12 protein-coding genes are annotated in these 13,316 nt (G+C 67.4%); 7 read left to right on the forward strand and 5 right to left on the reverse strand.

The features are described from left to right. The 3 genes from HOQ08_RS06230 to HOQ08_RS06240 form a co-directional block, all read right to left on the reverse strand. Positions 1–241: exonuclease domain-containing protein (locus HOQ08_RS06230; protein WP_291192509.1), on the reverse strand; the 241-nt coding region annotated here is incomplete at its 3' end. After that, the gene (gene rnhA / locus HOQ08_RS06235; protein ID WP_291192510.1) at positions 238–681 is read right to left on the reverse strand and encodes a ribonuclease HI; all 444 of its coding nucleotides are present in this window, start codon (positions 679–681) and stop codon (positions 238–240) included. The genes rnhA and HOQ08_RS06230, both read right to left, overlap by 4 nt. Before the next feature lie 14 nt (positions 682–695). After that, positions 696–1,376 (reverse strand): methyltransferase domain-containing protein, encoded by a 681-nt coding sequence (locus HOQ08_RS06240; protein ID WP_291192511.1) that lies wholly within the window; start codon positions 1,374–1,376, stop codon positions 696–698. 198 nt (positions 1,377–1,574) lie between these two features. On the opposite strand from HOQ08_RS06240, the gene gloB reads away from it, so the two are divergent. From gloB to HOQ08_RS06275, 7 genes are all read left to right on the forward strand, one after another. Then, positions 1,575–2,339 (forward strand): hydroxyacylglutathione hydrolase, encoded by a 765-nt coding sequence (gene gloB / locus HOQ08_RS06245; RefSeq protein WP_291192512.1) that lies wholly within the window; start codon positions 1,575–1,577, stop codon positions 2,337–2,339. Then, positions 2,336–3,592 (forward strand): transglycosylase SLT domain-containing protein, encoded by a 1,257-nt coding sequence (locus HOQ08_RS06250; RefSeq protein ID WP_291192513.1) that lies wholly within the window; start codon positions 2,336–2,338, stop codon positions 3,590–3,592. The genes gloB and HOQ08_RS06250 overlap by 4 nt, the downstream gene beginning before the upstream one ends. 131 nt (positions 3,593–3,723) lie before the next feature. After that, positions 3,724–4,932 (forward strand): M48 family metallopeptidase, encoded by a 1,209-nt coding sequence (locus tag HOQ08_RS06255; protein WP_291192514.1) that lies wholly within the window; start codon positions 3,724–3,726, stop codon positions 4,930–4,932. Positions 4,933–5,064: 132 nt separating this feature from the next. Continuing rightward, positions 5,065–6,390: an amidohydrolase family protein gene (locus HOQ08_RS06260; RefSeq protein ID WP_291192515.1), complete on the forward strand. Its 1,326-nt coding sequence runs from the start codon at positions 5,065–5,067 to the stop codon at positions 6,388–6,390. Positions 6,391–6,840: 450 nt separating this feature from the next. Beyond that, positions 6,841–7,194: a hypothetical protein gene (locus tag HOQ08_RS06265; RefSeq protein WP_291192516.1), complete on the forward strand. Its 354-nt coding sequence runs from the start codon at positions 6,841–6,843 to the stop codon at positions 7,192–7,194. Between the two features lie 60 nt (positions 7,195–7,254). After that, positions 7,255–7,788: a DUF6714 family protein gene (locus HOQ08_RS06270; RefSeq protein ID WP_291192517.1), complete on the forward strand. Its 534-nt coding sequence runs from the start codon at positions 7,255–7,257 to the stop codon at positions 7,786–7,788. Between the two features lie 87 nt (positions 7,789–7,875). Next, the gene (locus tag HOQ08_RS06275) at positions 7,876–9,015 is read left to right on the forward strand and encodes a toll/interleukin-1 receptor domain-containing protein (RefSeq protein WP_291192518.1); all 1,140 of its coding nucleotides are present in this window, start codon (positions 7,876–7,878) and stop codon (positions 9,013–9,015) included. Positions 9,016–9,115: 100 nt separating this feature from the next. Here the strand turns inward: HOQ08_RS06275 and HOQ08_RS06280 are convergent, their stop codons facing one another. Both HOQ08_RS06280 and HOQ08_RS06285 read right to left on the reverse strand, forming a co-directional pair. Continuing rightward, entirely contained in the window at positions 9,116–11,620 is a 2,505-nt protein-coding gene (locus HOQ08_RS06280; RefSeq protein WP_291192519.1) for a TonB-dependent receptor, read from the reverse strand. 40 nt (positions 11,621–11,660) lie between these two features. Then, a partial coding sequence (locus HOQ08_RS06285; protein WP_291192520.1) for a tetratricopeptide repeat-containing sulfotransferase family protein occupies positions 11,661–13,316 on the reverse strand: 1,656 nt, incomplete at its 5' end.

The raw sequence follows: 13,316 nt of genomic DNA on the forward strand, positions 1-13,316 counted from the left end.
TGAAGGCCAGGAAGTCCTCCACCACGTCGGCGAAGAACGGCTTGTCCAGCAGGAACTCGTCCTCGATCCCGGTGACCTGCCGCGCGCCCTCGTCGATCGCCCGCTGGGGATTGAGATAGGTCTGCCAGTGGCGGCCGGTCGGTCGGCGCTCGACGAGTTCGACGCAGGCGATCTCGATCAACCGGTGACCCTGGCGCACTTCCAGGCCAGTGGTTTCGGTATCCAGAACGATCTGCCTCATGCCCTGCCCCTGTAACGCTCGGCCTGCTCGCGCGCGGCTGTGTCCACGCGTTCGTTTTCCACGTGGCCGTTGTGGCCGCGCACCCACTGCCAGCGTACCTGATGGGGCGTCTTGGCCGCGGCCAGGCGCTCCCACAGGTCCTGGTTCTTCACCGGCTTCTTGTCCGAGGTGCGCCAGCCGTTGGCGACCCAGCGCGGCAGCCATTGCTCGATGCCCTGCATGACGTAGCGCGAATCGGTGGTGAGCACGACCTTGCACGGACGGGTCAGCGCTTCCAGCGCGCCGATCGCCGCCATCAGCTCCATGCGGTTGTTGGTGGTGTCCGGCTCGCCGCCGGCGAACAGCCGCTCGACGCCGCGGGTTCGCAGCAGCGCGGCCCAGCCGCCGGGTCCGGGGTTGCCCAGGCACGCGCCGTCGGTGAACGCTTCGACTTCGGCCATCGTCGCCCGCGAGGTCAGGCAGCGGCGCTGCGGCGTGCGCCGGGCGCGAGGCTGGTCACGGGCGCCGGTGCGATCGCGCGCGGGCGCAGGCGGATCGGAGCCGTCGCCTGGCGCCGCTTGCGCGCGATCAGCAGATAGCCGCCGCCCAGCGGACCGCCCTGGTGCGGCACCACCGCCGAACTCGGCCACAGCGGGCCGACCCGCTGCACGCGCTCGACCTCGAGTTCGGAACCGCGCAGCCAGTGTCCGATGCGCAGCGGCGATTCCAGGTTCACGCCAGGCCCGCCCCGCCACAGCAGCCAGGGCAGCCAGCCACTGGCCGGGTGCATGCCGGTCAAGGCCAGCATGCCGCCGGGCGCGAGCACGCGCGCCGCCTCGCGCAGCAGCACCTGCGGCTCCGGCGACACTTCCACGGCGTGGCTCAGCAGGACCAGGCCGAAGGCGTCGTCGAGGAACGGCAACGGCTCGTCGATGCGGGTGTGCAGGTCGCCCGCGCAACGGCTGCCGTCCAGGTGCAGGTGCACCCAGCGGTCGAGCATCGGCGAGGCGGGCGGCAGGTCGTAGGCGACCGCCGAAACCTGCAACGCATAGCTGCCGATGCAACGCTGCAGTTTGGGGGCCAGCGCCTGCGCCTCTGCGGCAAGCAGGCCGCGCATCGGCTTGCTGGCGTAGATGTCTTGATCGCGCTGTGCCATGTCGCGCCCGTTCGCCGCAAAAGGGAAGTGTAGCCGCTGGTGACGGGAAGCGTGTCACGCATCGCCTGGCTAGCCTGAACGCAAACCGCCCATTTAACGACCCACTAACGAGTGCATCGCGGCCGACACCTATAGTCGTCCGCCCTGCGCACGCCACCGGCGGCGCCAGTCGATACGAAAGGCTGCGGAGACACGTTCTTGCACGTCGTACCGTTACCGGCGCTCGCCGACAACTACATATGGCTGCTGCACGACGACAGCGGCCAGGCGATCGTCGTCGATCCCGGCGAGCAGGCGCCTGTCGAGGCCGCGTTGTCCGAGCGCGCGCTGCAGTTGCGCGCCATCCTGCTGACCCACCACCACAACGACCACATCGGCGCAGCCGCTGCCTTGCGCGCACGCCACGGCGCCCCCGTATTCGCGCCGCGGGATGAGCGCATCGCCGAGGTCGACCGGTTCGTGGACGACGGTGATGTGATCACGCTGGAACAGCCGCAGGCCCGCTTCGAGGTGATCGCGGTACCCGGCCACACGCGCAGCCACGTCGCCTACGTCGGCGCCGGCGTGCTGCTCTGCGGCGACACCCTGTTCAGCCTGGGCTGCGGGCGGCTGTTCGAAGGCACGCCCGCGCAGATGCTCGCCTCGCTCGAGCGGCTGGCCGCCCTGCCGGGCGACACGCTGGTCTGCTGCGGCCATGAATACGCCGCGGCCAATGGCCGCTTCGCCCGCCAGGTCGATCCGACCAACCGCGACCTGGCCGCACGTTGCGACCAGGTCGCGGCCGCACGCGCGCAAGGCCGTCCCAGCGTGCCCGTGCCGCTGGCCAGCGAGCTGGCATGCAATCCCTTCCTGCGCATCGACAGCGATGCGCTCACCGACTGGGGCCGGCGCCACGGCGCCGGCGACGACCGCACCACACGCTTCGCTGCCCTGCGTGCCGCCAAGGACCACTTCCAGGGATGAAAACGCTGCTGCGCCCCCTGCCGCTCGCGCTCGCGCTGCTGATCGGCGCCTGCGCCACCGCGCCGATATCCGGCCCACGTGCGCCCGGCATCGAGCCCCCCACGACCCAGATACACGACATACGCACGGCGCCACCGGCCAGCCCGGCAACGCCGGCCGGCAGCGACGTCTGGGGCCGCCTGCGCGGCAGCTTCGCGATGGCCGACTGCGCCGCCGACCCGCGCATCGAGGCCTGGGCCCGGCGCTACACCGCGTCGCCGCAACGCTTCGAATCGCAGATGCGGGCCGTGCTGCCGCAACTGGCCTATGTGCAGGAAAGCGCCGCGCGCCACGGCGTCGCCGGCGAGTTCGCGTTGCTGCCGTGGGTGGAGAGCCACTTCAGGCCGGTGCCGCCACGGAAGAACCTGCCGGCCGGCGTGTGGCAGATCGTGCCGGTCACGGCACGCCACATGAACCTGGCAGTCGAACGCGGCTACGACGCGCGGCTGGACCTGGCCGCCTCGACCGATGCGGTCATGGCCCTGCTCAGCCACTACCACGACTGGTTCCAGGACTGGCGGCTCGCCGACTACGCCTACAACGCCGGCCGCTACGGCATCGACCGCCTGCTGGCCCGCGACGGCGCACCGCCTGCGCAGCCGGCGATACCCGCGCTGCCGGTCCGGGCCGGCACCCGCGATCACCTGGTCAAGCTGCTGGCGATCGCCTGCGTGGTGCGCGAGCCGGAACGCTTCCACGTCACACTGCCGGCGCTCGAGGACGACCGGCAGTTGGTCAGCGTGGCGGTGAGCGGACGCCTGTCGCTGAACCATGCGGCGCGCCTGGCCGGCCTGCCGCCGGCTACGCTGGCCAGCCTCAATGCGGGCTACCGCAGCGGCATCGTCGACGCCCGCCACGGCGGCCTGTTGCTGCCGCGCAAGCAGGCAGCGGGCTTGCGCACGGCGCTGCTGGCGCAGGCCGCCGACAGCCACGCGGGCCGGGTGGCCAGCGTCGGCGACGCGCCCCGGCTTCCGGACCTGGGCGACGATCCGCCGCCGGCGACGCGCCAGCCCGAGCACGTCCCGGCCACGCCTGCGCCGGATGCCTCCAAGCCTGCGCCGCCGCGCGTCCACGTGGTCAGGGCCGGCGAGACGCTGCTCAAGATCGCGCATCGCTACCGCGTGCGCGTGATGGAGCTCAAGCGCTGGAACCACCTGCAGGGCGACGCCATCGCAGTCGGCCAGAAACTCGTGGTAAGCACCGCCGCCAAGTGACATGGCCACAGGCAGCCGGTCCGCCAGACATGGCCGGCGCGCGCCCCGCCTTGCGACACCTGACCTGCCCGCGCCCTCTCGCTTAGACTGGCGCGGCGCACGGGAGGTGCGCTTTTCAGGGGAACCATCCAATGAACGAACTCGTTTACCGCAACGAGACGACGTTGCGTGCGATCGCGCTTGCGCTGTCGATCGTCATCTGGGCCGCACTGCTGCTCGGTACGGTCGGCGTGCTGCTTCTGTGGCTGCTGGTGCTGGCGCTGTTCGCGCTGATTGCCCACTCGGCGCTGATCGCCCACCTGCGCGGCAACGCCATCCGCATCAACGCCAGGCAGATGCCCGACCTGTACCAGCGCCTCTACAGCTGCGCGCGCAAGCTGGGCATGAACGATGTGCCGGAGGCCTACCTGGCCAACGGCAACGGCGTGCTGAACGCCTTCGCCACGCGCTTCCTGGGCCGCAACTTCGTGGTGCTGATGTCCGACGTGGTGGACAGCATGGAGGATCGCCCCGGCGCGCTCGATTTCTACATCGGCCACGAGCTGGGCCATCTGCGCCGCAACCACCAGACGTGGTCGAAGATCCTGGCGCCCGCGCTGTTTCTGCCATTGATCGGCGCGGCCTACTCGCGCGCCCGCGAATACACCTGCGACCGCCACGGCCTGGCCGTCTGCGAGAATCCGGAAGACGCCCAGTACGGCCTGGTCGCGCTGGCCGCCGGCAAGCGCCGCTGGCGCGCGGTGGACCTGGCCGACTACAGCCACAGCGCCTCGCTCACGCCCGGCTTCTGGATGTCGCTGCACGAGCTGTCGGGAGACTATCCATGGCTCAACAAGCGGCATGCCTGGCTGCGCGCGCTGGCCGAGCAGCGCAAACCCAAGCTGGGCAGCCGCAATCCGCTGGCCTTCGTGATCAGCCTGCTGCTGCCGCGCGTGCCGGGCTTGGGCATCGTCGGCAGCATGGTGGGGGTCGCCTATGTGGCGATCCTCGCGGCCATCGCCATCCCCGCCTACCAGGACTACATCGGCCGCACCTCGGTCAATGCGGCGATGGCCGACGCCGCGCCCTACCGCACGGCGATCGCACAGTTCGCCGCGTCCCACCAGACGTGGCCGCAGTCGATGGAGCAGGTCGGCCTGGCTCCGTTCGCCGGCGACACGAACGTCGCCGGCATCGAACTCGGCGCCGATGGCGTGCTCACCGTCAGCTTCGCCAAGGCGCCTGCCCGCGGACACGTCCTGCTGCTGACGCCCTACGTGCGCGACCACGCCATCCACTGGTCCTGCGGCGGCGACCTGCCGGCCAAGCTGCTGCCGGCGGCATGCCATAGCCCGCAGTAATCCGGCGAGGCAGGCCCGATCCGGGCCTGCCTCGCATCGCGCCGGTCCATGCGCGCCTGGCGCGCGTCGACCGCGTCCGGCGGCCGCGTCGGTGATACAAAGATCCGTCAGGCCTATCGAGAGATCATCGCCATGCCCCATCGCCCACGCCCTGCCCTGGTCGTCCTGCTCGGCCTGTTGCTCGCCGGCACTGCCGTCGCCACACCCGCCCGCAAACCTGCCGACCATCCCTGGCTGCTCAAGGCCGACCGCGTGTTCGACGCGCGCAGCGAGCAGGCGCACGCGGGCTGGGTGGTGCTGGTGCAAGGCGACAAGATCGTCGCGGTCGGCCCGGCGGGTCAGGTGCAGGCGCCGCCCGGCACGCAGACCATCGACCTGCCCGGCACCACGCTGCTGCCCGGGCTGATCGACGCGCACTCGCACATCTTCCTGCACCCGTACAACGAGACCCTGTGGAACGACCAGGTGCTCAAGGAGACCCTGCCCTACCGCACCGTCGAGGCCGTGCAGCACGCGCACGACACGCTGATGGCCGGCTTCACCGCGCTGCGCGACCTGGGCACCGAGGGCGCCGGCTACGCCGACGTGGACGTGCAGCGCGCCATCGACCAGGGCCTGGTTCCCGGGCCGCACCTGTTCGTCGCCACCCGCGCCACCATCGCCAGCCACTGCTACGGCCCCGGCCCGATGGGCTTCCGCAGCGACCTGGACCTGCCGCAGGGCGGCATCCCGGTCAGCGGCGTGCCGCAGATGATCGACGCGGTGCGCGACCAGGCCGGCCACGGCGCCGACTGGATCAAGATCTACGCCGACTACCACTGCGGCAAGAGCCACGGCTCGGTGCCCACCTTCAGCGAGGAGGAGCTGAAGGCCGGCGTCGAGACCGCCCACTCCATGGGCCTGCCCGTCTCGGTGCACTCGACCACGCCCGAAGGCATGCGCCGCGCGGTGCTGGCCGGCGTCGACACGATCGAGCACGGCTACGGCGGCACGCCCGAGGTGTTCGCGCTGATGAAGCAGCACGGCGTCGCCTACCTGCCCACGCTGGAGGCCGAGGCGGCGTACGCCCAATACTTCCGCGGCTGGAAGCCCGGCCTGCCGCCCGATGCCGACATGCAGCAGTCCGCCCACGCCTTCAAGCTCGCCATGCAGGCCGGCGTCACCATCGGCAACGGCAGCGACGTGGGCGTGTTCACCCACGGCGAGAACTACAAGGAACTGGAGTGGATGGTCCGCGACGGCATGCGCCCCGCCCAGGCCCTGCTCGCCGCCACCGCCGTCGACGCGAAGATCCTCCGGCAGCAGGACCGGTTCGGCCAGCTCAAGCCCGGGCTGGATGCGGACGTCATCGCCGTGCAGGGCGATCCCACCGTCGACATCGGCGCACTGGCGCACGTGCCGTTCGTGATGAAGGACGGGGTGATCTACAAGCAGGACGGCCAGGAAAGCCCCCGCTGACCCACGGCGTAGGCCGCGTGCAGGCCCAGGCACTGCTCCCGCAAGGCTCGAACCCGCAGCCACAAGGCAAAAAGCCGCGCGCGCAAGGCTTCCCACCTCCGCCCGCAAGGCAAAAAGCCTTGCGGGCGACCCGAAAAGCCTTGAGTGCAAGGATCCGGAAGTCCACGCGCAAGGCGCCAGGCCTTGTGCTCGAGCCCAAAAGCCTTGCGCGCGGCCGGCTGAATCCCTGTCGCAAGGCTCCCGACCTCCAGGCGCAAGGCAAAAAGCCTCGCACGCGGAGGTCGGTAGCCCAGCGCGCGAGGCTTTTTGCCTTGCGGGTGCCCCGTCGAGCCTCGCCGCGCAGGACTGGCGGCGGTCCAGCCCAGCTTTTCGCTAGAGTGCCCGCTGAGGGGCTCTGGGAGGATGGAAACCGTGTCGCAACGCATTCCCACGAGGCTTGAGCTCCGGGCCATGGCCGAAGGGCTGGAGGGCTGTGATCCAGCGGCGATCGATGCAGCCGTGGAGTTCTTCCTGCTGGACAGCCGCGGGCTCTGGCACAACCGCGCACGGGCCAAGTTCAGCCGCCGCCTCAAGCATTGTCCACTGAGCCCGGTCCAGGGCCAGGCCATCGTCGACTGCGTCGCCGCCCGCCTGGAGCACGGCCACTTTCCCGCACAGTTCACCGACCAGTTGCGCCTGGCGCTGCATCTGGATCAAGCCCGGCTCCTGCACGCCGCCGAGCGCGCGCTGGCCAGCCCGCTCGAGCACGTACGGCGCCATGCCCGCTGGGTCGTTGCATTCCACCGAATGCCGGATGCGCCCTAAAGCGAGCCAGGCTCGCTTTCCGATTCCGTCGCCCGCGGCCAATAGCCCCTCTTGGATACCATGATCGATTCCGACGCCATCAAGACGCAGATACGCCAGGCCTTTGCCGACATCGAGCCTCCGCCTCCGTGGTGCCTCACCGGAAGCAGCGAAGGCGACGAACCGCAGCTGCTGGCGCAGGAGTTCCGCGCCGTGCTGGACAGGCACTGGAGCGAACTCCCGCCCGCCTTTCTCGATCGCGCCCCCGATGGGTACGGCTCCGCCCTCTCGTTCTTCTCGGATGAGGCTTTCCGCTTCTACCTGCCGGCATATCTCATTGCCGCGATCGACGGCAACCTCCAGCAAGCCGACCCGGTGTTCCACCTCACCCACGGCCTTGCCGAGGATGCCGCACGGCCCATCAACCCCCGGCGCTATGGCGCACGAACGGACCGGGACGCCGCCATCTACCGCTTCGCCATGTTCACCCCGGCCCAGGCATCGGCCATCTGCGCCTTCCTGGAATGGTTCGCCGCCAGCGCCGAATCATCGCCGGTGGAGCGCGTGCGCATCGAGCAGGCGATCGCCATTTACTGGATCGCAAGGGTGGTCTGATAGCGTAATTGGCTATAGCACTTTTCTCCCTTGCTATCATGAGGGAGATGACCAAACTATTCATCAGGTTGGAGCCACGCGACAAGGTTGAAATATTTAGATTCAACACAGGGGGAAGGTATGGCCCGCAGGAAAACAGCCGGCACTACTAATGTGAATACAAGCAGGGAGCTAGATGAACCAACCGTGCTGCCTGCCCGTGGTCGAACGCTTGTTTTCATAAGCCACGACAGCCGTGATGCCGATCTAGCTGAGGCGTTCGCAAATCTCTTGTCGGATGTTAGTGCCGGCACCTTGAAATCATTCAGATCGTCGGACAAAAAAGGCACCTCCGGCATAGAGTTCGGGACTGAGTGGTATAAAGCAATCATGTCCCAACTTGGAGATGCTACCGATGTAGTTGCGCTCCTAACTCAGCACAGCATCGATCGCCCATGGATTCTTTACGAAGCTGGCGTAGCCAAAGGCAAGCTTGACACAAATGTCCTTGGAATTGCGCTAGGAGTTCCATTAGACAAGGTCAGTTCAGGACCTTTTGGTCAGTTCCAGAACTGCGGAGATGATGAAGATTCGCTCACAAAGCTTGTGATCCAACTCATCAGGAGAAATCCCGATGCGTCACCGAGGGAAGAAGCGGTGAGGATGCAAGTTCAAGTTTTTTTGCAGGGAGTCAAATCTCTTCTCAACTCGAAAGGAAAGTCAGCAGGCCAAACCGGCGCCGATGACTCAAACGTTGCAAAGTTGTTTGAGGAAGTCAAGGTAATGGTACGCGAACTTCCTGAGCGCGTGGATGATCGAGTCAGATCAGCCACAAAACGTGGTGGGTTAAGGAGGGGAAGGCGCCTGCACCCTATGATGTTTGAGGAACTCCTTTTTCATCCGGTATTACGAGAAAGCAACAAGGGCCCCGCTTCAGCATGGCTTTTGTTCATTTCCGCTATGCGGGAAGACTTTCCCTGGCTATATGAGCTCGGAATGGAGCTCTACCATGCTCTTCGCAGCAACAATAGCAAGGCTGTCGCGGAAGCACGTCGCAACCTCCTTGCTGTTTTGGATATAACGACACACGGCCCTTTATTTCATGAAATGTATAGACCTGACGACGAAGAGCTTTTCTTTATGGTGAAGCATCTTCCTCAGATGGTGGAACGCTTTCTTGAGCGAACAGCAACACGGTTACGTCCCAGCATTCCGAAGCCTAACGAAATTGAGAAGGCTGAAAACTGATCAACAAATCCAAAAACTCGGGCCACCAAACTTGGGCCAGAGGCAAGCTTTAAAAAAAACCCCGGCAAAGCCGGGGCTTTTTTTGCATCGACGGCAACCCCTAGAACTCCTGGCTAAACCTCACCCCGATCGTCCTGGGCTGGTTGGTCACCGTGTAGACCTGCCCGTTCGGGTACTGCGGCACCACGTTGTGGGCCGCGCAGGTGGCTTCCGCGCATTCGGCGTACTTGTAGATCTGGGCGCGCTTGTCGAACACGTTGTTGACGTAGACGTCGAGCGTCCAGCTGTTCTTGTGGAAGCCGGCGGAGAGGTCGGCGGTGGTGTAGGCGGCGAGGTTGCCGAGCAGGCCGCCTTCGTACTGGCGCAGGTCCGCGCGGCGCTGGCCCACGTGCACCACGGCGGCCTGCAGGAAGGCTTCGTTCTCGCCCACGTCGAAGGTGTAGCGGGCCTGCAGGTTGCCCTTGAAGCGTGGGGTGACCGGCAGGCGCGAGCCGTTGGGCGCCTGCGGGCCGGTGACCGCCTGGCCGGTGAGCGGGTTGATCGTGCCCGGCGGGCAATTGGTGATCGGCGTGCCGTTGAGGTCGGTGAAGCCGCAGTAGTTGGCGGTGAGCGTGGCGTTGTAGAGGGCGATGCCGGCGCTCAGTTCCAGGTTGTAGCTGGCCGCCCAGTTGAGCTCCGATTCCAGGCCGGTGATGCGCGCCTGGTTGGCGTTCTTGATCTCGGTGAGGCCATTGGCGCCCAGGATGCTGAACTGGAAGTCCTTCCAGTCCTGCCGGAACACCGAGCCGTTGAACGAGAGCCGGTTGTCCAGCCAGGTGGTCTTCCAGCCCAGCTCGTAGTTGGTCAGGTAGTCGGACATGTACGGCGGCAGCGTGCCGCGCCGGTTGATGCCGCCGGGGCGGAAGCCCTCCGACCGGGTGGCGTACACCATTTTGGTCGGCGTGATGTTCCAGGTGAGGTTGAACTTGTAGAGCGAGCCGGTCTCCTTCACCCGTTTGTCGAAGTCCAGGCACGGCGCACCGTGGTAGGGCGTGGGCGAGATGCAGCCGGCCTGGCCGTAGCTTGAGTTGGGCGAGAAACCGGAGCTGAAGCCGAAGTAGCCGCCCAGGCTGTTGTTGGTGCGGAAGTAGCGCCCGCCCACCGTGCCGGTGAGCACCTCGGGGATGAAGTCGTAGGACAGTTCGCCGAACACCGCCTCGTCGCGGTCGACGCGGTCCTGCTTGGTCAGCCACAGGGTGTCGGGCCAGCCCGGCGTGGAGAGTTTGTCGGCCAGCCCGGTGATCTGGTACGCCTGCTGGATGTCGTGGTGCTGGCGCTCCCAGAACAGGCCGCCGACCAGGCGCAGGCGGTCGTCCGAGGGCGAGGCGATGCGCAGTTCGTGGCTGTCCTTGTTGTAGCGGTCGCGCGCGAAGATGTGCTGCGACGGGTTGATCAGCGCGCCGCTGTTGTCATAGATGTAGGCGCCGTAGCCGGCCAGCGTGTCGTACCAGAACGAGTAGTCGCTGTAGTCGCTCTCTTCCTCCTGGCTGCGCTTCAGGTGCGCGTAGGCGTAGGTCAGGTCGAAGTTGCCGATCTTGCCCTGCACGGTGAGCGCGGCCTGCCACCAGCGGTCGTCGGTGCGCTCGGGATACCAGTGGGTGAGCGCCAGGTCGCCGATCGCCGGGTCGTAGGCGAAGTTGCCGTGGGTGATGGTCTGCTGGCCCATCACGGTGGGGTTGATCGACCAGTCGTCGTTCAAGTCGACCTTCAGCGCCGCGCGGGCGCCGTTGGTGTCGGCGTCGTTGTAGGCGTCCTTGGCGCGATAGGTGCAATCGAGCCGCGGCGTGGGCGTGCAGTTCTTCGCATTGCTGACGGTGATGCCGGAGACGGGATAGGTGCGCGTGCCGGCCTTGTTGTCGATGTAGCCGGTGTCGTGCTCATGCCAGCCGACCAGGCGGATCGCCGCGTTCTTGGCCAGCGGAATGTTGGCCATGCCCTCGCCGGTGTAGCCGACGCCGCCGTTCTTGACCGTGTTGGCGCTCACCGCATAGCTGGCCGCGAAGCCGCTGGTGTCGGGCTTGTTGGTGATGATGCGCAAGGCGCCCGCCTCGGCGCTGGCGCCGTACAGCGTACCCTGCGGGCCAGCCAGCACCTCCACGCGGGCGATGTCGTACATGTGGATGTCCAGCGGACCCTGGATCGTGGTCACCGGCTCCTCGTCCAGGTACACGCCCACGCTGGGCAGCGAGCCCGAATGGTTGCCGTCGCCGCCGCTGGCCACGCCGCGCATGTAGATGCGCGCGAAGCCCGGACCGAAGGTCTCGTAGGAGACGCTCGGCAGGTACTTCACGTAGTCGTCGAAGTTCTTGACGTGCAGCTCCTGCAGCTTCTCGGTGCCCAGCACCTGGATGCTGACGGGTACCTTCTGCAGGTTTTCGGTGCGCTTCTCGGCGGTGACGGTCACCTGCTTGAGCGTGACGGCCTTGTTCTTGCCCGGCTTTGCGGCGGGCGTGGCCTGGCCGTTCGCCTGGCTGGTGTCCTGGGCCATCGCCGGCATGGCGATGGCCAGGCAGATCGCCACGGCCAACGGCAGCCGCGATGGCCTGGCCATGCTGCGTGTACTCATGGATGTGCAACGGTGCATCGATTCCCCTCCCCAATGACGATCAAGCGATACCAACAATCCCCTGGTTCCCATCCGGCACGTCGGGGTAATACCCGAGCACCGGCCCCAATGCCTGTTCCAGCGGCTCCAGCCATGGCGCGTAGTGGCGCCACTGGTCCATCCCCTCGCGATAGATCGGGCGGCGCACCTGCTCGGAGCTGGCCGTGCGCACCGGCCGGGCATTCTCGAAGAAGCGCAGGCAGCCCCCCTCGAACGGCAGCCCGCAATGGGCGAGCAGCCGCCGCACCTCGCCCTCGGTGTCCTCGACCATGCGCTCGTAGATCACCCGGTGCACGCGCCCCGGCAGCACCGCGTCGAAGTGCGCCATCAGCGCCACGTAGTCGCGGTAGTAGCGCCCGAGGTCGTCCAGGCTGTAGCTGAAGCTCTGCCCGCGCGCGAAGTGCTGCTTGAAGCCGGAAAAGCAGCAGGCCAGCGGATGCCGGCGCGCGTCGATGACGATCGCGTTGGGCAGGATCAGATGGATCAGGCCAAGATGCATGAAGTTGTTGGGCATCTTGTCGATGAACAGCGGCGCGCCGGTCTTGCGGTGGATGCGCGTGTCGGCGAGGTAACGCTCGCCCAGCGCACGCAGCGCCTCGGCGTCGAGCGAGGCAAGCGCGTCGTGGTAGGGCATAGCGCTGTCGGCATCGCCCTGCCCGCGCAGCAGGCGCGTGATCGAGGTGATCTCGGGCAGCTCCATCGTGCCTTCGACCTGGCTGTGGCTGGAGAGGATCTGCTCGATCAGGGTGGAGCCCGAACGCGGCAGGCCGACGATGAAGATCGGATCGCGCTCGGGGCAGCCCGAGCCCGTGCGCGCGGCAAAGAATTCCGATGTGTAGCGCTCGCGGATGTGGCGCACGCGGGCGCTGGTTTCCTCGGCGCGGTAATGCAGCTGCGCGCGGCGGATGGCGTTGCCTCGCTCGTAGTGCCCGAACGAGCGCGCGTAGTCGCCGGCGTCCTCCAGCGCCTTGCCCAGGGCGAACTCCAGGTGCAGGCGGTCGTCGCCGGAAAGGTCCGTGCGCGCGGCCTGCGCCTGCATCGCTGCCGCGTCCTCGGGCGCGAAACGGAACGTCTTGAGGTTGGCCAGGCTCCACCAGACCTCGCCGAAGGACGGCGCCAGCGCCAGGCTGCGGCGGTAGGCCTCGATGGCGCGCTCGACGTGCCCGGCCGTCTTGAGCGCGTGGCCGTAGCTCATCCACACCTTGGGCTGGTCGGGATAGCGTTCGAGCAGCTCGGCGTACAGCGCGATGGCCGGCTCGTAGTCGCCGATCCGGCACAGCACCACGGCCTTGAGGTTGCGGTGGCCCGGGTGGTCGGGCTCGGCGTCGAGCAGGCGTTCGATCTGGGCCAGCGCGCGTTCGGGCTGGTTGCTCCGGTGCAGTATCAGCGCGTAGTTCTGCCGCGCGGCGTGGAAGCCCGGCGCCAGTTCCAGGCAGCGTTCGAGCAGGTTCAGCGCATCCTCGTTGCGGCCCAGGCGCGCGGCGACCTCGGCGAACATGCGGATGGCGGCGACGTCGGTGGGCGCGGCCTTCAGGTGCGCACGCAGGATCGCCTCGGCGTCGGGCAGGCGGCCCTCGGCCAGCGCGGCGGCGGCGCCCAGCAGCAGCGGATCGGCGGTGGCATGGCGCACGTGCTGGGCGTAGGCGTCATCGGCAGC

The organism is Frateuria sp., assembly GCF_013362045.1.
GTDB lineage: Bacteria > Pseudomonadota > Gammaproteobacteria > Xanthomonadales > Rhodanobacteraceae > Frateuria_A.

What these genes read in the sequence shown, in the direction of transcription:
- rnhA (WP_291192510.1), bottom strand. Translation starts at nt 681, where the DNA reads ATGGCCGAAGTCGAAGCGTTCACCGACGGCGCGTGCCTGGGCAACCCC.
- HOQ08_RS06240 (WP_291192511.1), bottom strand. Translation starts at nt 1,376, where the DNA reads ATGGCACAGCGCGATCAAGACATCTACGCCAGCAAGCCGATGCGCGGC.
- HOQ08_RS06250 (WP_291192513.1), top strand. Translation starts at nt 2,336, where the DNA reads ATGAAAACGCTGCTGCGCCCCCTGCCGCTCGCGCTCGCGCTGCTGATC.
- HOQ08_RS06255 (WP_291192514.1), top strand. Translation starts at nt 3,724, where the DNA reads ATGAACGAACTCGTTTACCGCAACGAGACGACGTTGCGTGCGATCGCG.
- HOQ08_RS06260 (WP_291192515.1), top strand. Translation starts at nt 5,065, where the DNA reads ATGCCCCATCGCCCACGCCCTGCCCTGGTCGTCCTGCTCGGCCTGTTG.
- HOQ08_RS06265 (WP_291192516.1), top strand. Translation starts at nt 6,841, where the DNA reads ATGGCCGAAGGGCTGGAGGGCTGTGATCCAGCGGCGATCGATGCAGCC.
- HOQ08_RS06270 (WP_291192517.1), top strand. Translation starts at nt 7,255, where the DNA reads ATGATCGATTCCGACGCCATCAAGACGCAGATACGCCAGGCCTTTGCC.
- HOQ08_RS06280 (WP_291192519.1), bottom strand. Translation starts at nt 11,620, where the DNA reads ATGAGTACACGCAGCATGGCCAGGCCATCGCGGCTGCCGTTGGCCGTG.